Genomic DNA, 21,891 nt, shown 5'->3' with positions numbered 1-21,891 from the left:
ACGGCGGTGACTCGAACTTCCTGAAGAATTAGATCGCTCGCTTCCTAAGCCGGCGCCGCTCGCGCTCCGAGAGGCCACCCCAGATTCCGAACCGCTCGTCGTTGGACAGAGCGTATTCGAGGCACTGCGAGCGGACGTTGCACGCTCCGCAGACCTTTTTGGCGTCGCGGGTGGAGCCGCCCTTCTCGGGGAAGAATGCCTCCGGGTCGGTCTGTGCACAGAGCGCGTCCGTCTGCCAGCCCAGCTCGCCTTCATCGTCGAAGTCCTGCTGGGAGGGCAATCCGATCCAGACCGGCTGCGCGGTGGTTCCCGCGTGGAGGGTCTGAAGTTCCATCGGCGGATCGTGAAGATCGTTGTCGTGGTCCGGACCGGCCAAAAGTTCGTCATGCGCCGCGAGGAAGGCGGTCGCCTGATCCTGCAGCGAGTCTTTTGTGTGTTCGTTGTACCGGTCTGCCGCGTCCGGATCGGCCGGATCTACATACCAGTCGCTCGGCACCCCGCGTGAACGGTATTTGGCCGTGGCCTGCCCAGCAACGACGGCCTCTTCATGGATACGCTCTGCTAGCCCCATTGGCGTTCCCTCTCTGATTTTTGCAGCCTTTGACTGAACCTCGGACACTCGGTTGTGTGCCGGTTTCTGCGCATTGGCCTTCGATACCTAATTACACGTGTGTAAGTATCCGGGAGTCAAGCCACGGCGGAGATAATAATCAACTTGAGATCCAAATCCGGGGCACGCCACGCCCGGGTTTTTTTGGCCCCGCCCCGGAGAACCCGCGGAATAATCAGGGTACTGAGCACTTTAACGAGTTTTTGCCGAGTTCCCGCGAATCTTCCCGCGGCAGTTCGGGCGCGCTGGCCAACGTACGCTGGCGGCGTATGACGGAGATCACAGTCGCCCTCTCCGTGGCAAGATGAAGCCATGAGCATCCCGGCAATCGAACTGATGACAGCCCTGCGTTCCGGCCAGGCCACCTCCCCCCGGCTGACCTGGTACGGCCCCGATGCCGAGCGCGTGGAGCTTTCCGGCCGGGTGTTGGACAACTGGGTCGCCAAAACGAGCAACCTCCTGCAGGACGAACTCGATGCCGAACCCGGGACGCGGCTGAGACTGGACCTGCCGGCGCACTGGAAGTCGGTGATCCTCGCCCTGGCGGCCTGGCAGCTCGGCATGGAGGTGGTCTTCGGCGACGCCGGGGCCGAACTGCTGGCGACAGCCGACCCGGCCCCCGGAGCAGCGCAGGGGGCGTTCGACGCCGTCGTCGCGGTGGCGCTGCCGGCGCTGGCCATGCGGTGGCCGGGCGAGCTGCCCACCGGCGTCGTGGACTACGCAGCCGAGGTGCGCTCCCACGGCGATGTTTTTATGGCGCATGTGGATCCGGAAGGGTCGCGGCGTGCCGTGCTGGACGCCACCGGGGCCGAATACACCCACGCCGGACTGCTGGACGGCTTCGCGGCCACGCACGACGACGGCATCAGGCTGCTGGTGCCCGCCATCGAGGGACTGGAATCTGCCCTGGCCCAGTCCCTCGGCGCTTGGCGCAGCGACGGCTCAGTGGTGCTGGTGCACCCCGACGTCGTGGTGACAGAGAAGCTGCTCGCCGACGAGCGCGTCAACGGCAGCTGACCTAGGCCTGCGGGCCGGGCAGTTCCGGATCCTTGACGGCAACGCCCTCGACGCGGACGCCCTCCCTGGTGTGGGGGTGGCGTTCGATGATCTCGTGGTCGTGGGAGAACTCCGGCTCTTCGTCGAGTTCCTTGTTGAACACCAGGAAGCGGTACGCAAAGAAGCGGACGACGGTGGCGACGAGGATGCCTACCACTCCGGCAGCGAACAGCATGTTCTTGTCCGTAACACCGAAGCCGTATTTGGCGAGGGCGGTCAAGCCGGTGGAGATGCCGATGCCGATGCCGTTGATCAGGATGAACATCAGGAACTCACGGACCACGTTGTCCTGGCGCCGGTGGCGGAAGGTCCAGAAGCGGTTCGCGATCCAGGAAAAGATGGTGGCGATGGTGGCGCCGACGAAGCGGGCCTTGGCCTCGCTGTCGGTCATCGGGCCGTGCATCAGGTAGTACGTGAGTCCGTTGTCGATGATGAACGCAACACCGCCCACCGCACCAAACTTGGCCACTTCGCGCCAGAAGAGCGAGGCGAGCCCGCGCAAGCGCTCCGTAAGTGTAGTAATCATGACCCTCCGTGGCCTTCGTGAACTGTCGGCCTTTGGGCCAACTGCCCATTTTAGCGCTGAATGCCGGGAGCTCCCCCCGGCGCGCGGTCCGCGTATCCCGGCTGCGCCCGCCCCGGAATTTCAAAAAGCCGGGATATGGCATGGCTTTCGGTAGGCTGGGACTTGTGACTTTTCCTGTGATCGGTGTTGTTGGCGGCGGCCAACTCGCCCGAATGATGGCCCCGGCGGCCACCGCCCTGGGCTTCGAGCTCCGTGTCCTTGCCGAAGGTGAGGACGTCTCAGCCGTCTCCGCCGTGGCCAACGCCCCGGTCGGTGATTACACGGATCTGGACCACCTCCTGGAGTTTTCCCGCGGCCTCGACGTCCTGACGTTCGACCACGAGCATGTGCCCACGGAGCACCTCCGTTCCCTGCAGCGCGCCGGCGTCAACGTCCACCCCGGACCGGATGCCCTGGTCAACGCCCAGGACAAGCTTGTGATGCGGGCGGCCATCGACAGGCTGGAGCTGCCCAATCCGCGCTGGGCCTCCGTGGACGACGTCGCCGGGCTGATCGCATTTGGCGATGAAACCGGCTGGCCGGTGGTCCTCAAGACCCCGCGCGGCGGCTACGACGGCAAAGGCGTACGGATCGTGGACTCCGCAGCGGACGCCGCGGACACAGCCGACTGGTTCGCCGCAATGTCGCCGCTGCTTGCCGAAGCCAAGGTGGAGTTCAGCCGCGAACTCTCGGCCCTGGTGGCCCGGACCCCCGACGGCGAAGCTCGGGCCTGGCCCGTGGTGCACACGATCCAGGTCGACGGCGTCTGCGATGAAGTCATCGCCCCGGCCCTGGACATCCCGCTGGAGGTCGCGGCCGCGGCCGAGAACGCCGCCCTCCGGATCGCCAGCGAACTTGGTGTCACTGGCGTGATGGCCGTCGAACTGTTCGAGACCCCCGGCGTGGGAGCAGGCTTCCTGATCAACGAACTCGCCATGCGTCCGCACAACACCGGCCACTGGACCCAGGATGGCTCGGTGACCAGCCAGTTCGAACAGCACCTCCGGGCCATCCTCAACCTGCCCCTCGGTGCCACCGACCTGCTCGGTCCGGTGGTCGTCATGAAGAACTTCCTGGGCGGCGAGAACCAGAATCTGTTCTCCGCCTACCCCTCGGCCCTCGCCAGCGAGCCCGCGGCGAAGGTCCACTGCTACGGCAAGGCCGTCCGCCCGGGCCGCAAGATCGGCCACGTCAACCTCGTCGGCGGCTCCGTGGCCGACGTCGACTCCGTGCGCGAACGCGCCACCACGGTCGCCAACATCATCCGCAACGGAAGGGCGCAGCCCCGCAACGCTGCGGGAGCCCACGAGGAGAACCCATGAGCGCCAGCAACACAGCCCCCGCCACCGACGCCCAGTTCCCGGCCGCGGCGGATGCCGGGGCCGATGCCCCCCTCGTCGGGCTCGTGATGGGCTCGGACTCCGACTGGCCGGTGATGGAGGCTGCTGCCGAGGCCCTCGCCGAGTTCGGCATCCCCTTTGAGGCGGACGTGGTCTCCGCGCACCGCATGCCGCTCGAAATGGTCCGCTACGGCCAGACGGCCCACGAACGCGGCCTGCGGGTCATCATCGCCGGCGCCGGCGGTGCCGCGCACCTGCCGGGCATGCTCGCCTCCGTCACGCCTCTGCCGGTCATCGGCGTCCCGGTGCCGCTCAAGACCCTCGACGGAATGGACTCCCTGCTCTCCATTGTCCAGATGCCCGCCGGGGTCCCGGTCGCGACCGTATCCATCGGCGGAGCCCGGAATGCCGGCCTTCTGGCCGTGCGCATGCTGGCCTCCGGGACGGACCCCCTGGCCGCACAGCTCCGCGCCGCCCTGGTCGATTTCGCCCAGGAGCTCAATGACGTCGCCACCCGGAAGGGCGCGAACCTGCGGCAGAAGGTGAGCGAAGTGTTCGCCGACGCAAACGTCGTCACCCGGGGCAGCCGTTAGGGATCGCCGGATGACCAACAGTTACGCCCCTTCCCGCCAGCCGGCACCGCGGAACCGGACGGCTGCGTCGTCCCTCACCAATCCCGTCCGCTATCCCTCGGGCGCGGCAGCCCCGGTGCTGACCAAGCGGGCGTTCCTGCTGGTCCTGATGACACTCCTGGTGCCCGGCAGCGCCCAGACCGTTGCCGGCAACCGGCGGCTGGGGCGGTTTGCGCTGCGTGTCACCCTCACCGTCTGGGTGCTGGGCATCCTGGCGGCAGTGCTCCTCCTGGTATCCCGGCCGACGCTGATCAACCTGTTCACCAGCCCGATTGCCTCGCTGCTGCTCATTCTCTGCCTGCTGGCGCTGGCCGTCGGCTGGGCAGCCCTGTTCATCAACACACTGCGGCTCATCCGGCCCGCACTGCTGACCCCGAAGGTGCGCCCCGCCGTCGTGGTCACCCTGGTGCTGGCGATGATCCTCAGCAGCGGATCGCTGGGCTACGCCGCGTACCTGCTCAACGTGAGCCGGGACGCCATCGGCAACATCTTCTCCGCGGGACCGGCAATGGAGCCCTCGGAAGGCCGGTACAACTTCCTGATGATGGGCGGCGACGCCGGGTCCGACCGCACAGGCCGCCGGCCGGACAGCCTCTCGGTTATCAGCGTGGACGCCACAACCGGCGCGACCGCCATCATCTCCGTGCCCCGGAACCTCCAGAACGCGCAGTTCAGCGAAGACTCCCCGATGCGCAGCATCTACCCCGACGGCTACGACTGCGGCAATGAATGCCTCATCAACGCCATCAACACCGAGGTCACCAACGAGCACAAGGACCTCTACCCCGGCGTGGAAGACCCCGGCGCGCAGGCCACACTGGAAGCCGTGTCCGGGACGCTTGGCATCAAGGTCCAGGCCTACGTCCTCGTCGACATGGACGGCTTCGAACGGCTCATCGATGCCATGGGCGGCATCAAGATCAAGGCCGGCGGCTGGGTTCCGATCAGCGGCGAGACCGTTGACGAGGCCAACGGAATCCACGGCATGCCGCTGGGCTGGATCCCGGCCGGCGACAATACCCTGGACGGCTACCACGCCCTCTGGTACGGCCGCTCCCGCGAATTCGTGGACGACTACGCGCGCATCGCACGCCAGCAGTGCGTCCAGCAGGCCATGCTGAAGCAGCTCGATCCGGCGACCCTGCTGGCAAAGTTCGAGGACATCGTCAAGGCCGGCACCAAGGTGGTCGACTCCAACATTTCCGCCAGCCAGCTGGGGAGTTTCGTGGACCTTGCGATGAAGTCGAAGGGACAGGAAATGCGCCGGCTCACCATCGGGCCGCCCGATTTCGACGCGTCCTTCTCGACGGTCCCGGACTTCGACCAGATCCACCAGAAAGTCGACGCCCTCCTCGCTCCGGCACCCGCGGCGGGTGCCGCCGACGACGTGATCCTCCAGCAGGACCAGGTACCCGGCCCGCTGTCGGCAGCCGGCAGGACACCGGGCGCGCAGCCCGGCACCCAGCCCGCACCGTCGCCGTCGTCGTCGGACTTCACCCCGGTGACCACGACGCCGGACGGCGAACCGATCACCGAAGAAATGCTGAACGAGTTCAAGCGCAATGGCGACGAGCAGTCGATCCGCAACCTGGTCGCCACAAACGGCCAATGCGCTCCACTGTAGTTCCAGTGACCGTTCTTTCCTTTACCAGGCTTCCGCAACGGAGCTTCCGCAACAGATAGGGACACCCAGGCCGTGTACGAACTCGAAAATGTCCTCCGGCCCTATGCCTGGGGCTCCACCACAGCCATCGCCGGGCTGCTCGGCAGGCCTGCTTCCGGCGGTCCCGAGGCTGAGCTGTGGATCGGCGCGCACCCTGACTCACCCTCGGTGGCGCTGAGTCAGTCCGGTTCGGCGGGCGCCCATGCCGCGGTCGCGGACCATGGCGGACGCCGGCCCCTGGATACGCTGATCGCGGAAGACCCGGAGCACCACCTGGGCCGCGAGAGCGTCGCCGAATTCGGCCCCCGGCTTCCCTTCCTGCTCAAAGTCCTGGCCGCCGACAGCCCCCTCTCGCTCCAGGTGCACCCGACACTTGACCAGGCCCGGGACGGGTTCGCCCGCGAGGAGGCCGCCGGGGTGGACCGCGCCGCGGCGGAACGCAACTACAAGGACGACAACCACAAGCCCGAGATGATCTTCGCGCTGACGCCGTTCGAGGCGCTGTGCGGCTTCCGGCCGGCGGTCGAAGCGCGTGCCGTCTTCCAGCTGCTGGCGGCGGATTTTGACCTCGCCGGCCTCGAACTGCCTCCACTGGTCCCGCTGCTGATGCAGGATCTGGCGCAGCCCGAGGAACAAACCGCCCTGCGCTCGGCCTTCGAGCGGCTGATCAACGGCGGCGCCGACGTCGCGGACGCGACGTCGGCCATCGTGGCCGCCCTCGTCTCCGGCGCCCCGACGGCGCCGTACCAGGCGGAGCTTTCCACCGTCGTGACACTCAACGAGCGGTACCCGGGCGATCCGGGCGTGCTGATTTCGCTGCTGCTCAACCGGATCTCGCTGGCACCGGGCGAGGCTGTCTACCTCCCGGCCGGCAACGTCCATGCTTACCTGCACGGACTCGGCATCGAGGTCATGGCCTCCTCGGACAACGTGCTGCGCGGCGGGCTGACACCGAAGTTCGTGGACGTGCCCGAACTGCTCCGCACCGTGTCCTTTGACGCCGTCGGCCTGCCCATGATCCTCCCCGAGACCACGATGCTGGGGCAGGAGGTCTTCCGGCCGCCGTTCCGGGAGTTCCAGCTGCAGCGCGTCGAGCTGGAGCCCGGCGCGGACCCTGTTCCGCTGGCACAGGAGGGCCCCGCCGTCATCATCGTGGTGTCAGGCGCCGTGCTCCTGGACTCCCCCAAGGGCGAGCTGCGGCTGGAGCGCGGCGGAAGCGCCTTCCTGCCCGCGGCTGAGGCCCCGGTCAACGCACACGCCGTGTCCGGTGCCACCGGGACCGCCCTGGCCTTTGCCGTCACCACCGCCCTGAAAGGCTGAGACCGTGGACCACTTCCTGCAGAGCCCCCCGTGGGCCGCGTTCCAGCGCAGCCTTGGCCGGACCGTGCACCAGCGTTCGGGCCCCGGCTGGAGTTTCCTGGCCATCGAGGAAAGCAACCCGGCCGGTAAGCTCCTCTACGCACCCTACGGTCCGGTGGCAGCTTCCCTCACCGCGTTCGACGCCGCGCTGGCGGCACTCACGGACCTGGCCCGCAGCTGCGGGGCCGTGTTTGTCCGGATTGAACCCGTGGATGCCGGCTTCGCGGCCGCCAAAGCCGACGCGCTCCTGCGCACGCGCGGCCTCCGGCCCGCCCCGGCCAACCAGCAGCCCGAACTGAGCTGGATCGTGGACGTGGACCGCGACTTCAAGGATGTCCTCGCGGACATGAAGCCGGTGAACCGCAACCTGTACCGGAACATCCACAAGAAGGGCGTGACGTTCCGGTCCAGCCAGGACCCGGATGACATATCGGTGCTGTTGACGTTCCTGCACCTGACGGCGGCGCGCAACGGATTCAAGCCGCAGAGCGACGAATACCTGACCCAGGTTGCACGCTCGCTCATGCCGGCCGGCGCCGCGACGCTTTTCGTCGCCGAGCTTGAGGGCGAGCCGATCGCCGCCGCCCTGGCCTACGACTCCGCGGATACCCGCACTTATGCGCACGCCGCGCTGGATGACGCGCACCGGAAACTCAGCGCCGGCATTCCGCTGCTGGTCACGCTGATGGCGGATGCCAAGGACAAGGGTTTGAAGCACGTGGACCTCTGGGGTGTGGCCCCCGCGGACCAGCCCGACCACAAATGGGCCGGCTTCACGGCGTTCAAGAAGTCCTTCGGCGGGCGCGAGGTGGTCTATCCCGGAACCTGGGACCTGCCGGTGAACAAGCTGCGCTACAGCGGGTACCAGCTGGCCCGGAGGGGCGCGCAGGCCGCCCGCCGCGGCGTCCGTGCGGCCCGGACGGCGCCTGCCCGGGTGCGAGGCGCGCTCCGACGCTAGCTGTACTGCCGCGCCAGGGCTCCACCACTGGACATGGTCCGCCGTCGCACCCCGCGCTGCCCACCCTCCGCGGCTGGGCATGCCCCACGCTGGACATGGCGGATGGACATAGACCCACCATGTCCAATCCCGGGCCCGACCACTGAGCATGTCCCCCGCTGGACCCAGCTCTGGGCATCCCTCCCCCGCTGGGCATGCCCCGCGCTGGACATGGCGGATGGACATAGCCCCACTATGTCCAATCCCGGACCCGACCACTGGGCATGTCCCCCGCTGGACCCGGTCGCGGCCAGCGCGGCCAGCCTGGCCATCCCGCAAACTAGCCCGGAAACAGCAGATCCCGGGGCGCGAAACGCACCCCGGGATCCGGATGTTCTGGCTCGTGCTGCGGATGCTAGCCCTTGCGGGCGTAGCCCTCCCACTTGCTGGCCTGGTGCTCGCCATCAACGAAGCGGATGGTGCCGGACTTGGAACGCATCACGATGGACTGGGTGAGGACCTTGTCCTTCGAGTAGCGCACACCTTTGAGCAGGTCGCCGTCGGTGATGCCCGTGGCCGCGAAGTAGCAGTTGTCGCTGGAGACGAGATCGTTGGTGGAGAGCACGCGGTCCAGGTCGTGGCCGGCGTCGATCGCCTTCTGCTTCTCTTCGTCGCTGGTGGGCCACAGCCGGCCCTGGATCACGCCGCCCAGGGACTTGATGGCGCAGGCAGCGACGATGCCTTCCGGCGTTCCGCCGATGCCCATCAGGGCGTCCACCCCGGTACCGGAGCGGGCCGCGGCGATGGCGCCGGCGACGTCGCCGTCCATGATGAACTTGGTCCGGGCACCGGCCTCGCGGATCTCCTCCACGAGCGGGCGGTGCCGGTCGCGGTCCAGGATCATCACGTTGAGCTGGTTGACTTTGACGCCCTTGGCCTTGGCGATCAGGTGCAGGTTCTGCTTGACCGGCAGGCGCAGGTCAACCATGTCGGCGGCTTCCGGGCCGGTGACGAGCTTTTCCATGTAGAAGACCGCGGAAGGGTCGAACATGGAGCCGCGCTCGGCGACGGCGAGGACGGCCAGGGCGTTGTTGATGCCCAGCGCGGTCAGGCGGGTTCCGTCGATCGGGTCGACGGCGACGTCGCACTCGGGGCCGGTGCCGTCGCCGACGCGCTCCCCGTTGAAGAGCATCGGGGCTTCGTCCTTTTCACCTTCACCGATCACCACAACACCGTTGAAGTGGACAGTCTGGAGGAAGGAGCGCATGGCGTCGACGGCGGCGCCGTCGGCCTTGTTCTTGTCCCCGAACCCCACCCAGTGACCGCCGGCGATGGCGGCGGCTTCGGTGACGCGGACCAGTTCCAGAGCGAGGTTGCGGTCCGGCTCGTCGATGCCGACGGCGAGAGACGGGGAAAGCGTGGAGTACTTCTGGGTCATTGGCGCTGGTGTCACGTGAACCTCTTCTTCGAGTGGCGATCATTGAAGCCGCACGGACAGGTCGATCCGTCGCGGTGATTCGTTGGTTAGTGATCTCGTCTGCTACTGATCATAGTCGCGGCGAAAAGCTGCGTCTTGGAATGACCAATCCGTGAAACGGCAGGCACTGCCCCGCCCGGCACCACCGAATGTGAGATCGGCCCGGAATGGGCGACTATAGAGGGGTGAGTGAATTGCAGGAAACGCCCCCCGCAGCCCCAGCCTCCCCTGCCGGGACCACCGGCACGGAAGCCCCCGGCCAACCGCCCGTCAAGCCCGTCCTGACCGCCGGAGCGGCCAAACGTGCGAATGCCTCGGTGATCGGGATGATCATTGCGCTGGTCCTGAGCATCGCCACTTTCCTGCCGATCGTTCTGATGAACCCCTCACCCAAGTCCGACGGCTACCGGCCGGACATCAACGTCAGCGCCGTGGCACGGAACGCCGCGGATGTGGCGGGATTCACACCCGCGGCCCCGGAAACCGGCGAAACATTCCGTGCCAATTACGCCCGCTGGGAATCCGGCACGGGCAGCGGCGTCCCCACCTGGGAGGTGGGCTACCTCACCCCCAAGGAAGCCTTCATCGGAATGGTCCAGACCCGGCAGGCCAATCCCACCTGGCTGCTCCAGCAGGTCAAGAGCGCGCCCGTCACCGGTAGCCGCAGCGCCGGCGGCCGGGACTGGGAACTCCGCGACACCGGCAAGGGCGAGAAGAGCATGGTGCTTGTCGACGCCGGAGGGACCACCGTCATCCTGACAGGCTCCGCCCAGCTGGATGAATTCACGACGCTGGCAACCGCGGTCGTGAAAGCCCTGGACACCAAAGCCGGCGCGTCACCCGGGAGCACGGCGGTCGCAACAGTTTCACCTTCCGCCGCCACTTCGCCGTAAAGTAGGGGCCGTGGCCACCTATCTCACCCCAGCACTTGCCTGGCGCCGCCTCCGCGAAGGCAACGAACGCTTCGTGTCCGGCGCATCGTCCCATCCGAACCAGGACGCGTCCCGACGCTCCTCACTCGTGGAAAACCAGCATCCGTTCGCGGTGATCTTCGGCTGTTCGGATTCCCGGCTCGCCGCTGAAATTATCTTCGACCTCGGCCTCGGGGACGCCTTCGTGGTCCGCACCGCAGGCCAGGTGATCGACGACGCAGTGCTCGGTTCCCTCGAATACAGCGTCAGCGTCCTTGGCGTGCCGCTGATCGTAGTCCTCGGGCACGACAGCTGCGGAGCGGTCACGGCCACCAAGAACGCCGTGGAGACCGGACAGATGCCCGTCGGCTTCATGCGCAGCCTCGTCGAGCGCATCACACCGTCCGTACTGACCTCGCTGCGCAACAACCAGCACGACGTCAACGACATGGTGGTCGAGAACGTCAAACAGACGTCGCAGCGGCTCGTAGACAGCTCGCGGGTCATTTCCGATGCCGTCGGCGGCGGCCGGGCGGCAGTGATCGGCCTGGCCTACAGCCTGGCCGAGGGCAGGGCGGACCTCGTGTCCGGAATCGGCGAGCTCTAGCGTCCTGCAGCGCGGGTAGCAAGCCGTTCACGGTTTTCGGTGGAACGCCTCCGCCCAATAAGCTAGCCCCATGACTTCCACAGAAGAGTTGAACACCAAAGAGTTCCGCATTGAACACGACACGATGGGCGAAGTCCGCGTCCCCGTGAACGCCCTGTACCGCGCCCAGACGCAGCGTGCTGTCGAGAACTTCCCCATCTCCGGTAAGACACTGGAACGCGCCCACATCGAAGCCCTCGCCCGGGTCAAGAAGGCCGCGGCCCAGGCCAACGCAGAACTGGGAGTGCTCGACGGCGAGCTCGCCCAGGCGATCGCGGACGCCGCCGATGAGGTCGCGACCGGAAAGTACGACGGCGACTTCCCGATCGACGTGTTCCAGACCGGTTCGGGCACCTCGTCCAACATGAACACCAACGAGGTCCTCGCCGAACTGGCCACCCGCGCGCTCAAGGCCGGCGGCAGCGACAAGGTGGTCCACCCGAACGACCACGTCAACGCCTCGCAGTCCTCCAACGACGTCTTCCCCACTTCCGTCCACGTGGCCGCCACGTCCGCCCTGATCAACGACCTCATCCCGGCACTGGGCTACCTCGCGGAGTCCCTGGAGCGCAAGGCCGTCGAGTTCAAGGACGTCGTCAAGTCCGGCCGCACGCACCTGATGGATGCCACGCCGGTGACATTGGGCCAGGAGTTCGGCGGGTACGCGGCGCAGGTCCGATACGGCGTCGAGCGCATCAATGCCGCCCTCCCCCGCGTCGCGGAAGTTCCGCTGGGCGGCACCGCGGTCGGCACCGGCATCAACACCCCCGCCGGTTTCCCGGAGCGTGTCATTGAACTGCTGGCCGCCGACACCGGCCTGCCGCTGACCGAGGCCCGCGACCACTTCGAGGCACAGGCGAACCGTGACGGCCTGATCGAGGCCTCCAGCCAGCTGCGCAACATCGCGATCTCGTTCATGAAGATCAACAACGACCTGCGCTGGATGGGCTCCGGCCCCAACACCGGCCTCGGCGAAATCGCGATCCCTGACCTGCAGCCGGGCTCCTCGATTATGCCCGGCAAGGTCAATCCGGTCATCTGCGAAGCCTCCATCATGGTCTGCGCCCAGGTAATCGGCAACGACACGGCCATCGCCTGGTCCGGCACCAACGGAGCCTTCGAGCTCAACGTCGGCATCCCCGTGATGGCCGCCAACCTGCTCGAATCCACGCGCCTGCTGGCCAACACCAGCCGCGTCATGGCGGACAAGATGATTGACGGCATCACCGCCAACGTCGAGCGCGCCCGCTTCCTCGCCGAGGCCTCGCCGTCCATCGTCACCCCGCTGAACAAGTTCATCGGCTACGAAAACGCCGCGAAGATCGCCAAGAAGTCCGTCGCCGAGGGCCTCACCATCCGCGAAACCGTGGTAGCAATGGGCTTCCTGGACCGCGGCGAACTGACCGAGGAGCAGCTGGACACGGCCCTGGACGTGATGTCCATGACCCGTCCCCCGCACAAGGCCTGACACCCGCGCCCAGCCGCCGCGCCTTCCCGGCGCGGTAGCGTCCGACGGCGGCCGGAACCTTTCCCGCGAAAGGCGCCGGCCGCCGTTTCCGTTGCTGCCTGCGCCGGCTCAGGGCGCCGGGGTCCCTCCCCCGGCTGCGTCCCGTTCGTCCGCCGTGTAGGCCGCCGCGGCGGCGGCGTCGGCAAGGCTCGCCCCGCCGATCCGCGCTTCCCTCAACCGCCGCGTCTTGGCCGACTGGACGTGGAAGGCCGCATCCACGTTTCCGGCGGCGTACGTCAGGGCGTCCTCGGCCCGGATTCCGAGCCCGTGAGCGGTCAGCACGGCGTCCTGGTTGGCGCCCAGGTACGTGAACTGCCAGCCCCACTGGCTCTGCTGCCGTTCGACCAGCTCTTTAACCATGGCGCCCGTGGCCTCCCGTGAGGAGTTCTCGTGGCCGTCGGTCAGGACAGCCACAAGCACCGTGCCGGGGCGCTGGTCCTCCGGGAGTGCGGCCAGCTCCGCGCCGGCCTCGCCGATCAGCCGGATCATGGCATCGTGCAGCGCGGTACTGCCGCGCGGCTGCAGGTCAAGGGCAGGCACATCCTGGATGTCCACTGAGGCATAGACCCGCTCGTAGCTATCGTCGAACTGGGCCAGCGAGAGCCGGCAGCGGCCCGGAACGGACTGCTGCTCACGGACGAACGCGGCAAAGCCGCCCACGGTATCGTCTGCGATGGTGCTCATGGACCCGGAGCGGTCCAGGAGGACGTAAATGTGCGTCAGCGCGGAATCTGTCATGCTGCCCCATTTCCGGTCCGGGCGCACCCGGGCCAACTTTTATCCAGCGGCTGGCTGGACAGGAGCAGGTTATGCCGGGGCACTGACAAAAAAGGCGCGAAGCCCGCCTCCGGAGGGTGCGGCGTGCCCGTAAGTGTTCCCGCGGTTGGCCCTCAGCGCCGGAAGTGGGCGGCGCCGTCTGCCTGCCGCGCACGTTCTATGCTCTCCAGATGCCCGGTCATCAGCTCCGGGAACTCCTCCGGGCCGAACCAGCCCACTGCGAGGGATTCGTCGTCGTTGACCCGCGCCTCCCCGGAGACATAGCGGCAGCGGAACTCGAGGGTCAGGAAGTGGCACACGTCCCCGTTCGGATACATGGTGGGTCCGACGGCGTCCACCGAGACGAGCCGTTCGGCGGCGGCAACGACCCCGGTCTCCTCCAGGACTTCCCGCAGCAGGCCCGCCGCAGGCTCTTCCCCGGGCTCCAGAATCCCGGTGATCAGACCCCACTGGCCGTTGTCCGCCCGCTGGCCGAGCAGGACCCGGCCGGCGTCGTCGAACACGACGGCCCGGGCACCGGGGATCCAAAGGGCCTCGTGGCCGATCCTGGCGCGGAGCTTGAGAATGAAATCGGGGGTAGCCATCCGGCCAGCCTAGCCAAGGTGCGCCGGGACAGTGCACCGGGGTCCGGGCCGCGCTTCAGGACGCCGGGAGCAGGAGCATGGCAGCGGCGGTGCCGGCCAGCATAAACGGCCCGAAAGGGATGCTTGATTTCAGGGTGCCGCGCCGCGAGGCCAGGAGTGCCAGGCTCCACAGCCCGCCGAAGAGGAACGCGGCGAACGTCCCCGCGAAGACGTGCGGCCAGCCAAGGAAGCCCAGGTACATGCCCAGGACGCCCGCCAGCTTGACGTCGCCGAACCCCATCCCCGGCGGATAGACGGCCCGTAGCAGGAAGTAGAAGAGCCACAGCGCCGCTCCCCCGGCCACAACGCGGAGCCCGGGGACCCCGAAGAGCCCCGCGCCGCCGTCGGGCAGCGTTGCCGAAGCGGTCCCCGACACAGTGTGGACCGCCGCGGCGCCCAGGAGCAGCACTCCGGCGACGGCGTAGGACGGAAAGACGATCCGATCCGGCAGCAGATGGTGCCGGACGTCAATCACCGTGAGCCGTACGGCCACGACCGCCAGATAGGCGCACGCCAGCAGCACCAGCCAGAAGGCCAGCGGGGTCGCTTCACCCAGTGCGCCGAGTCGTTGGATCACCCTCGGATGCTACTGGAAATTCCGGCCGCCGGAGCAGGGCCCGCGCGTAAACTGTGGATATGGCCGCATGGGACACCTCGAACCGGCGCGAGCCGCGCCCGCCCCGGGACGCCGCGGAACAGGCGGCCGCCTTCCGGGACCTGTGCCGCTCCTCACCGTGGAAGTGGCATTCGCTGCGCTTTGAGTACCTGGACCGGCCACTCGCCGCCGAACCAGGTTCTCCGGGAGCAGCACCGCATCCGGACCTGGTCCGCGCGTGGCTGCGCCGTCCGGGAGCCCTGCGGCTGGAAACAGCGGACGGGCTGGTCCTGCAAAGCACCACCGGGATCAATGATTCCCGTGACGTGTTCTACACCCGCTCCACCCGGAAAACCTGGCTGCTGCCGCCCCACCTCGTCACCCCGGTCTACGACGACCACGGGCTGGTCCGCCGCCGGCCCGAGGCAGCATACGGCGAACCCGGATTCGGCAACGGGCGCTTCGCCGCCGCGCTGGACCCCGTGGAACTGGCAGGCAACGCCCCCGTGCCCCTCGAGTTCCCCAACGCCAACCCCGTGGAACTGGGCACCATCACCGACGTCGTCCACGAGGGCCGTCCCGCCCTGGAAGCCACCGTGACACCGAACCCCGGATACCGCCCCAGCGACCCCGGCGCGCCGCTGTGCCGGCCGGGCCGCACGCTCGTGAGGATCGACGCCGGCACGGGCGTATGTGTCGCGAGCCGGTGGCTGGACGGCGGGCAGAAAGATGACGGGACGGACGTCTACGGGCACTGGCTCCGGATCCTGGCCGTGGACGAATACATGCTGGATGACCTGTTCCTCGCCGAGTCCATGAACCTGACGGATGTCCGCCGGCACATCAGCTGGGAACTCCCCGCCGGCTGACCGGGCGTGTGACTCGCTGGGAGTTCCCCGCTCGGCTAGGCTTCCCAAATGACTGAGCTCGCCGCCTACTGGCCGCCCTTCGGCCTCACCCTGACCACACCCCGCCTGGTCCTGCGGCCCATCCGTGACGAGGAGATCCCGGCGGCGGCAGAGGCGGCCATGAGCGGCATCCACGAACCCGGGCACAGCCCCTTCAGCCGGCCGTGGGCGGAGGCCCCGGCGGGCGAACTCGGCCCGAACATGGCGCAGTGGTACTGGCGGTGCCGCGGGAACATGTCGCCGCAGGAATGGACGCTGCTGCTGGGCATCTGGCACGACGGCGCGTTCATCGGCTGCCAGGATGTCGCGGCACAGGACTTCGCCACCCTGAAAACCGTCAGCACGGGCTCGTGGCTCCGGCAGAGCGTGCACGGCCGGGGATTTGGCAAGGAGATGCGGGCCGCCGTCGCCCTCTATGCCTTTGACTGGCTTGGCGCGGAGGCCGCGGAATCCGAAGCGGCAGCCTGGAACCAGCAGTCCCTCGGCGTCTCGCGTTCCCTTGGATACGAACTGAACGGCGTCACCCGCGCGGCCTGGGGCGGCAAACGCCAGGAAGTCCAAAACGTCCGCCTGACCCCCGCAACCTTCAACCGCCCCGACTGGCGGCTGCAGGTTGCCGGCCACCATGCCACGGCGGAATTCCTGGGCATCGGGACGTAGACCTGGCTGAGTACCCCTAGAACCACCGGCACCGGCTTTTCCCAAGCCGGGCGGGCTTGACTGGCCGCATGTCCGCCACCGAGCTGGAAGCCACGCCCGCACCCAGCGCCAGACGACGGCGTCTGGTGCTGATTCCCGTCGCCCTGCTGGGCCTCATCGGACTTGCCCTTACATACCTGTTCCTCACGGCGCAGCCCGAACCGAGCGTTCCCCTGGGCGCTTCGGCCTCCATCCCCGGCGGAATGGCTAGCATCGGCGAGATCGTCCCGGTCGAGGACGACGGCTGGGAACCGGAGGACAACGACGACGCACTGGACGGCGCCCCGGCGGACGGCAGCCACAGGGTCCGGGTCCTGGTCCGGATCACGGCGTTGGAGCCCGGCGGCCTGCGGCTGGATACCGGCGACTTCAGCATTTCCGGGCTGGGCCGGGAGCGGTTCCGGCCGCTCTGGGAATCACCGCCTGTCGTGGACCTCACGCAAGGCACGACTGCCGGCGCCACCCTGATCTTCGAAGTCCCGGACAGGGCCATCGCCCTGGTCCTGGACGGCCCCGGCGGCTCCCGCTTGTCGCTGGGCCTGTCCCACCACACCCCCTAGCAGCTGTCACGTCCTTAGGTTTTTCCAAGTTCCCCCGCCCATGCTGTCGGAAGAATTACCGATGTTGAAAGGAAACTGGTCAACATGTCCCTTACACGGCGGCAAGCACTCATCCTTGGCGGAGTCGGAGTGGTCGGGGCGGGCATCGTGACCGTGCCCCTCTCCGGCGTCAGCGCGAAGTCTGCCAGCAAACTCAGTGACAGCGACATGCCGCGTCCCTACGGGACACCGCTCACCATCCCCCCGCCGCTGGCCTACCAGACAACCGTCGACGCCGACGGCGTCACCACCCGCCACTACACCATGACCCAACGGCTGGGCAGCGCAAAGATCCTGTCCCGCCTGACCACGCCCATCCTGGGCTACAACGGCATCTTCCCCGGCCCCACCATCCGGATCGACAGGGGAACCCGGGCCATCGTGCGCGTCCGCAACCAGCTGCCGGCCAAGCATCCGACGCTCGGGTATGCCCTCCCCACCTCAACACATCTGCACGGCTCCGCGTCGCTTCCGCAGTACGACGGTTATGCGAATGACCTCACGTTGCCCGGGTTTTACAAGGAGTACCACTATCCGAATTTCCAACCGGCGAGATCCCTCTGGTACCACGATCACGCGGTGCACTTCACAGCGCAGAACGTCTACTCGGGGCTGGCCGGTCAGTACCTGATCAGCGATCCGGTCGAGAAAGGCCTGCTGCCGCAGGGCCAATTCGACGTGCCCCTCACCATTAGCGACGCCATGTTCGCGGCCAACGGCGCACTGGGCTTTGACGACCGCCAGCACTCGGGCCTGTGGGGCGACATCATCCTGGTCAACGGCAAGCCCTGGCCGGTCATGAAGGTCCAGAAGCGGGTCTACCGCTTCCGGATCCTGAACGCCTCGGTGTCCCGGTCGTACAACTTCAAGCTCAGCACCGGGGACCCGGTCACCGTGGTGGCCACCGATGCCGGGCTGGTGCCCGTGGCGCAGACGGTCGGGTCCTGGCGCCACGGCGGCGCCGAGCGTTACGAGGTCCTGATTGACTTCCGCAAGTACGCCGCGGGCACCCGGATCGAACTGCGCAATTCGTCAAACGCCAACAACCGCGATTTTGACAACACCGGAAAGATCATGCGGTTCGACGTCGTGGCGGACCCCGTCAACACGTCGGACCCCACGTGGAACTCGATCCCGACCACGCTGGCTACCAGCCATCCCATGGACCTCAAAGCCACCGATGCCATCAAGACCCGCAGGTTCCGGATCAAGCACGACGACGACACCAATATCTGGATGATCGACGACCTGACCTGGGAGGAGGTCATCGCCAGCGGATTCAAGCGGGTGATGGCAGATCCGGCCCTGGACGCCGTGGAAATCTGGGAGCTGGAGAACGGCTCCGGGGGCTGGTTCCATCCCATGCACATGCATCTTGTGGACTTCCAGGTTCTCAGCCGCAACGGCAGGCCCCCGTTCGCGTACGAGAAGGGCCCCAAGGACGTGGTGTACGTCGGCGAGAACGAAACCGTGCGCTTACTGGTCCACTTCGGGCCCCACCGTGGACGATACATGCTCCACTGCCACAACCTGACGCACGAGGACCATTCCATGATGCTTCAGTTCCGGGTGGGGCTCGGCGCCAACGACTCGGACCCGAACGATCCGATCACGGCGGCCCCGGCCGTCTGGGATCCAGTGCAGGGCTGAACCCGGTGCAGAAGCGCACCATGGCCGGCGCTGCCCTTTTCCTGGGCGGACTGCTGGCGCTCCGGCTCTGGGTGGTCGAACCGATCACGGTCAGCTCGGAAAGCATGGAACCGACCGTCGCGGCCGGCGGCATCGTCTGGCTTAACAAGGCAGGCCCGCGCCTGGCCGGGGTCCAGCCCGGCCAGCTGGTCGTCTTCAAGGGACCGGACGACGGCGAGATGCCCAACGAAGCCGTGCTGCTCAAACGCGTCGTGGCAACCGAGGGCCAGACCGTCGCCATCCGGGACGGGGTGCTCTTCGTGGACGGAGCCGAAGCCACAGAACCCTTCGTCGACCAGCGCACCATCGACGGCGTCTACTTCGGCACCGTGACGGTACCGGCAGGCCAGCTCTTCGTCCTCGGCGACAACCGCGAATCCTCAGTAGACTCCCGGGACTTCGGCCCCATCCCCGTCACAGCAGTCCAAGGCACCGTCCTGGGACAGTAAGAATCCAAAGGCGAACGGGGCTGAGGTCGCCCAGCGCTACGACTGCAGAAGCGACCCGCAAGCGTGGCGGCGGTGTCCCGCAAAGGAGCGCATCGCCGACCAAAGCGAAGCGTAGGTCGCCCAGCGACCGCAGCGAAGCGGCGGGAGGTGTCTAAGCGACGGCGGGACGCCGCCGCCCCGCGTAGGTGACTCTCCCGCCGCCCTGCGAAGCCGCCGACGGGCTAGATCTCCGCCCCTTCGAGCAAATCCGTCACGAGCGCCGCGATCGGCGAGCGCTCCGAGCGGGTGAGGGTGACATGGCCGAAGAGCGGATGCCCCTTAAGCGTCTCGACGACGGCGGCAACGCCGTCATGCCGGCCGACGCGGAGGTTGTCGCGCTGGGCGACGTCGTGGGTCAGGACGATCTTCGAGTTCTGCCCGATCCGGCTCATCACCGTGAGCAGGACGTTCTTCTCCAGCGACTGGGCCTCGTCCACGATCACGAAAGCGTCATGGAGTGAACGGCCGCGGATGTGCGTGAGCGGCATGACTTCGAGCATGCCGCGGTCCATCACCTCCTCGACCACTTCCTGGCTGACCAGCGCGCCGAGCGTGTCGAAGACCGCCTGCGCCCACGGGTTCATTTTCTCCGCCTCGGATCCCGGCAAGTAGCCGAGCTCCTGGCCGCCCACCGCGTAGAGGGGCCGGAAGACGATCACCTTGCGGTGTTCCCGGCGCTCCAGGACGGCCTCAAGACCGGCGCACAGGGCCAGCGCGGACTTGCCCGTGCCGGCCCGGCCGCCGAGGGACACGATGCCGACCGACGGGTCCATCAGCAGGTCGATCGCGAGCCGCTGCTCGGCCGAGCGGCCGTGGAGCCCGAAGACGTCGCGGTCGCCCTTGACGAGGCGGACCTGTTTGTCGGCGCCCACCCTGCCCAGCGCTGATCCCCGCTGGGAGAGGATCACCAGGCCGGTGTTCGTCGGCAGCTCGGCCGCTTCCGGGATGAAGACCGGTTCATGGCCGTAGAGGGTGGAAACCTCCTCCTCGGTGGCGTCAATTTCCGCGACGCCGGTCCAGCCCGAGTCCTTGACCAGTTCGTTGCGGTACTCGTCGGCCTGGAGCCCCATGGCCGAGGCCTTGACGCGCATCGGGAGGTCCTTGGAGACCACCGTGACGTCGCGGCCCTCGTTGGCGAGGTTTTTCGCGACGGCGAGGATCCGGCTGTCGTTGTCCCCGCCGCGGAAGCCGGCCGGAAGCACTTCGGCGGAGATGTGGTTCAGCTCCACCATGAGCGTGCCGCCGTCGTGGCCAAGCGGGATGGGGCGGTCCAGTCCGTCGTGCTCCACCCGCAGGTCATCGAGGAGCCTGAGCGCTTTGCGGGCGAAATAGCCCAGCTCGGGGTCGTGCCGCTTGCCTTCGAGTTCGGTGATGACGACGATCGGCAGGATCACTTCATGCTCCGCGAACCGCAGCAGTGCCCGCGGGTCCGAGAGCAGCACCGAGGTGTCGATCACGAAGCTGCGGCCCGTTTCCTTCCCTTCCCCGGAAACAGCAAGACCGGCTGCAGCGTCACTGTCCGCTGCACCGGTCTTTGAGGTGGCTCGCTTGGCGCGAGAGGTAGCTTTCTGTCCCTGGTCGGTCACGACGTCGGGCAGTTGTTCAGAAATAGCCACATCGACTCCAGCCCCGGGGCGCATGCCCGGAATTGTTATTGGTGAGGCGGCTCGGCCACGAGGCCGGACGCGGCCTCCCATACACCCGGTGCGGACTTCCGCTCCATGTACTGGCCTCCCCGATCAGCCGGCGGTTTGCCTGCTGATGGGATTAACGTACGTCCGGGGTGCGGCGTTTCCGCGGCTATTTCTCGGCGATTCTTGTTGCCATCGTGTGAACAGCAGTTGACGCTTCAGGAGCCGTAGCGGCGCTGCCGGCCGGCGTAGTCCCGGAGGGCCCGGAGGAAGTCCACTTTCCGGAACGCGGGCCACAAGGCTTCGCAGAAATAGAACTCGCTGTAGGCGCTTTGCCACATCAGGAAACCGGAGAGCCGCTGCTCCCCGGAAGTGCGGATCACGAGGTCCGGATCGGGCTGGCCTCGGGTGTAGAGGAAACGTGAGATGTCGTCGACGCTCAGCCCGTCGGCCAGTTTCCCGATGTCCGCATTGCGTGCGACGGCATCGTGCAGCAGTTCGCGGACGGCGTCGACGATTTCGCGGCGCCCGCCGTAGCCGACGGCGACGTTGACGTGCAGCTTTTCGTGCGCGGGCGTGCGGGCCGTGAGTTTGTTCAGCCGCTCGGCGAGGTAGTCCGGAAGCAGTTCCGGGGCGCCCATGGCGTGAACCGAGATTTCGGCGTCCTCGTCCAGCCTGTCCAGGGTGTTGGCGATGATCCCCATGAGCAGGTCAAGTTCTTCGCCCGAGCGGTTCATGTTGTCCGTGGAGAGCATGTAGAGGGTGACAACTTTGACACCGAGTTCCTGGCACCAGCCGAGGAACTCGTGGATCTTGTCGGCCCCGGCCTGGTGTCCCTGGCTGGTCGGCGCGTTGAACTGCCGGGCCCAGCGGCGGTTGCCGTCCACCATCACGCCGATGTGCTTCGGGATACGCTCCGGGTCCAGGGAATGCTGGAGTTTGCGCTCGTAGAAGCCATAGAGGAACCCGGGCATTTCCATCCGGAGATTCACCTGGCTTCCTTGAAGTACGACTCTTGTGCACATCCTAGGCTACCTGCCGGAGCGCAGGCCGGAGCCCAGGGACGTCAGCATTCCTGCTAGCACCCCTTGTTACTCGCGGGTAACTTACTGGGCCGTAGGTTATTATTGCGGCATGGAAAGCCACACCCCCGAGCCCCGGCCGGAGCAGCCTGCGGAC

22 protein-coding genes are annotated in these 21,891 nt (G+C 67.3%); 14 read left to right on the top strand and 8 right to left on the bottom strand.

The window, feature by feature from the left end; translation table 11 throughout:
- Nucleotides 1–28 precede the first annotated feature (28 nt).
- Entirely contained in the window at nucleotides 29–571 is a 543-nt protein-coding gene (locus AC6EUH_RS06935; protein ID WP_082492817.1) for a WhiB family transcriptional regulator, read from the bottom strand.
- A 351-nt stretch (nucleotides 572–922) separates the two neighbouring features.
- On the opposite strand from AC6EUH_RS06935, the gene AC6EUH_RS06930 reads away from it, so the two are divergent.
- A complete protein-coding gene (locus AC6EUH_RS06930) occupies nucleotides 923–1,627 on the top strand; it encodes a TIGR03089 family protein (protein WP_499738173.1) in 705 nt (234 codons plus the stop codon).
- Between the two features lies 1 nt (nucleotide 1,628).
- Here the strand turns inward: AC6EUH_RS06930 and AC6EUH_RS06925 are convergent, their stop codons facing one another.
- Nucleotides 1,629–2,192, bottom strand: coding sequence for a GtrA family protein (locus AC6EUH_RS06925; protein ID WP_499738172.1), 564 nt, complete (start codon nucleotides 2,190–2,192; stop codon nucleotides 1,629–1,631).
- 212 nt (nucleotides 2,193–2,404) lie between these two features.
- Here AC6EUH_RS06925 and AC6EUH_RS06920 point away from each other — a divergent pair, with 212 nt between their 5' ends.
- The 5 genes from AC6EUH_RS06920 (at nucleotide 2,405) to AC6EUH_RS06900 (ending at nucleotide 8,183) form a co-directional block, all read left to right on the top strand.
- Complete coding sequence (locus tag AC6EUH_RS06920; protein ID WP_499738216.1) at nucleotides 2,405–3,553, top strand: 5-(carboxyamino)imidazole ribonucleotide synthase; 1,149 nt, start codon at nucleotides 2,405–2,407, stop codon at nucleotides 3,551–3,553.
- A gap of 86 nt (nucleotides 3,554–3,639) precedes the next feature.
- Nucleotides 3,640–4,164, top strand: a complete 525-nt coding sequence (gene purE, locus AC6EUH_RS06915) for a 5-(carboxyamino)imidazole ribonucleotide mutase (protein ID WP_499738215.1) — start codon at nucleotides 3,640–3,642, stop codon at nucleotides 4,162–4,164.
- Nucleotides 4,165–4,174: 10 nt separating this feature from the next.
- Nucleotides 4,175–5,827, top strand: coding sequence for an LCP family protein (locus AC6EUH_RS06910; RefSeq protein ID WP_056433128.1), 1,653 nt, complete (start codon nucleotides 4,175–4,177; stop codon nucleotides 5,825–5,827).
- A gap of 72 nt (nucleotides 5,828–5,899) precedes the next feature.
- Nucleotides 5,900–7,186 (top strand): mannose-6-phosphate isomerase, class I, encoded by a 1,287-nt coding sequence (gene manA / locus AC6EUH_RS06905; protein WP_499738171.1) that lies wholly within the window; start codon nucleotides 5,900–5,902, stop codon nucleotides 7,184–7,186.
- Nucleotides 7,187–7,190: 4 nt separating this feature from the next.
- Nucleotides 7,191–8,183: a lipid II:glycine glycyltransferase FemX gene (locus AC6EUH_RS06900; protein WP_499738170.1), complete on the top strand. Its 993-nt coding sequence runs from the start codon at nucleotides 7,191–7,193 to the stop codon at nucleotides 8,181–8,183.
- Between the two features lie 394 nt (nucleotides 8,184–8,577).
- Here AC6EUH_RS06900 and glpX read toward each other — a convergent pair whose 3' ends face one another.
- A complete protein-coding gene (gene glpX / locus AC6EUH_RS06895; RefSeq protein WP_200913083.1) occupies nucleotides 8,578–9,600 on the bottom strand; it encodes a class II fructose-bisphosphatase in 1,023 nt (340 codons plus the stop codon).
- Nucleotides 9,601–9,824: 224 nt separating this feature from the next.
- On the opposite strand from glpX, the gene AC6EUH_RS06890 reads away from it, so the two are divergent.
- From AC6EUH_RS06890 to AC6EUH_RS06880, 3 genes are all read left to right on the top strand, one after another.
- Nucleotides 9,825–10,532, top strand: coding sequence for a DUF4245 domain-containing protein (locus AC6EUH_RS06890; protein WP_442853908.1), 708 nt, complete (start codon nucleotides 9,825–9,827; stop codon nucleotides 10,530–10,532).
- A gap of 10 nt (nucleotides 10,533–10,542) precedes the next feature.
- Nucleotides 10,543–11,157, top strand: a complete 615-nt coding sequence (locus AC6EUH_RS06885) for a carbonic anhydrase (RefSeq protein ID WP_056433118.1) — start codon at nucleotides 10,543–10,545, stop codon at nucleotides 11,155–11,157.
- A 70-nt stretch (nucleotides 11,158–11,227) separates the two neighbouring features.
- A complete protein-coding gene (locus AC6EUH_RS06880; RefSeq protein WP_056433117.1) occupies nucleotides 11,228–12,664 on the top strand; it encodes a class II fumarate hydratase in 1,437 nt (478 codons plus the stop codon).
- Between the two features lie 108 nt (nucleotides 12,665–12,772).
- Here the strand turns inward: AC6EUH_RS06880 and AC6EUH_RS06875 are convergent, their stop codons facing one another.
- From AC6EUH_RS06875 to AC6EUH_RS06865, 3 genes are all read right to left on the bottom strand, one after another.
- The gene (locus AC6EUH_RS06875) at nucleotides 12,773–13,441 is read right to left on the bottom strand and encodes a vWA domain-containing protein (protein ID WP_056433116.1); all 669 of its coding nucleotides are present in this window, start codon (nucleotides 13,439–13,441) and stop codon (nucleotides 12,773–12,775) included.
- A 152-nt stretch (nucleotides 13,442–13,593) separates the two neighbouring features.
- The gene (locus tag AC6EUH_RS06870) at nucleotides 13,594–14,064 is read right to left on the bottom strand and encodes an NUDIX hydrolase (protein WP_056433114.1); all 471 of its coding nucleotides are present in this window, start codon (nucleotides 14,062–14,064) and stop codon (nucleotides 13,594–13,596) included.
- Between the two features lie 55 nt (nucleotides 14,065–14,119).
- Nucleotides 14,120–14,680 (bottom strand): prepilin peptidase, encoded by a 561-nt coding sequence (locus tag AC6EUH_RS06865; protein WP_499738169.1) that lies wholly within the window; start codon nucleotides 14,678–14,680, stop codon nucleotides 14,120–14,122.
- A 59-nt stretch (nucleotides 14,681–14,739) separates the two neighbouring features.
- On the opposite strand from AC6EUH_RS06865, the gene AC6EUH_RS06860 reads away from it, so the two are divergent.
- The 5 genes from AC6EUH_RS06860 (at nucleotide 14,740) to lepB (ending at nucleotide 19,042) form a co-directional block, all read left to right on the top strand.
- Nucleotides 14,740–15,567 (top strand): hypothetical protein, encoded by an 828-nt coding sequence (locus AC6EUH_RS06860; protein ID WP_499738168.1) that lies wholly within the window; start codon nucleotides 14,740–14,742, stop codon nucleotides 15,565–15,567.
- Nucleotides 15,568–15,615: 48 nt separating this feature from the next.
- Nucleotides 15,616–16,266 carry a GNAT family N-acetyltransferase gene (locus tag AC6EUH_RS06855; RefSeq protein WP_499738167.1) on the top strand — a complete coding sequence of 217 codons (651 nt, stop codon included), beginning with the start codon at nucleotides 15,616–15,618 and terminating at the stop codon, nucleotides 16,264–16,266.
- A 68-nt stretch (nucleotides 16,267–16,334) separates the two neighbouring features.
- Nucleotides 16,335–16,865: a hypothetical protein gene (locus AC6EUH_RS06850; protein WP_499738166.1), complete on the top strand. Its 531-nt coding sequence runs from the start codon at nucleotides 16,335–16,337 to the stop codon at nucleotides 16,863–16,865.
- Between the two features lie 84 nt (nucleotides 16,866–16,949).
- The gene (locus AC6EUH_RS06845) at nucleotides 16,950–18,554 is read left to right on the top strand and encodes a multicopper oxidase family protein (RefSeq protein ID WP_499738165.1); all 1,605 of its coding nucleotides are present in this window, start codon (nucleotides 16,950–16,952) and stop codon (nucleotides 18,552–18,554) included.
- 5 nt (nucleotides 18,555–18,559) lie between these two features.
- Nucleotides 18,560–19,042: a signal peptidase I gene (gene lepB, locus AC6EUH_RS06840; protein WP_235500309.1), complete on the top strand. Its 483-nt coding sequence runs from the start codon at nucleotides 18,560–18,562 to the stop codon at nucleotides 19,040–19,042.
- Between the two features lie 221 nt (nucleotides 19,043–19,263).
- On the opposite strand, the gene phoH2 is transcribed toward lepB, so the two are convergent.
- Nucleotides 19,264–20,697, bottom strand: a complete 1,434-nt coding sequence (gene phoH2, locus AC6EUH_RS06835) for an RNA 5'-3' helicase PhoH2 (protein ID WP_499738164.1) — start codon at nucleotides 20,695–20,697, stop codon at nucleotides 19,264–19,266.
- Nucleotides 20,698–20,930: 233 nt separating this feature from the next.
- Nucleotides 20,931–21,692, bottom strand: a complete 762-nt coding sequence (locus tag AC6EUH_RS06830; protein ID WP_056433269.1) for an isoprenyl transferase — start codon at nucleotides 21,690–21,692, stop codon at nucleotides 20,931–20,933.
- Nucleotides 21,693–21,891: the final 199 nt, after the last annotated feature.

The sequence above is a fragment of the Arthrobacter sp. 001422645 genome (genome assembly GCF_059816125.1).
The sequence above is the reverse complement of the archived record's forward strand: the minus strand, read 5'-3'. Positions and strand labels throughout refer to the sequence as shown.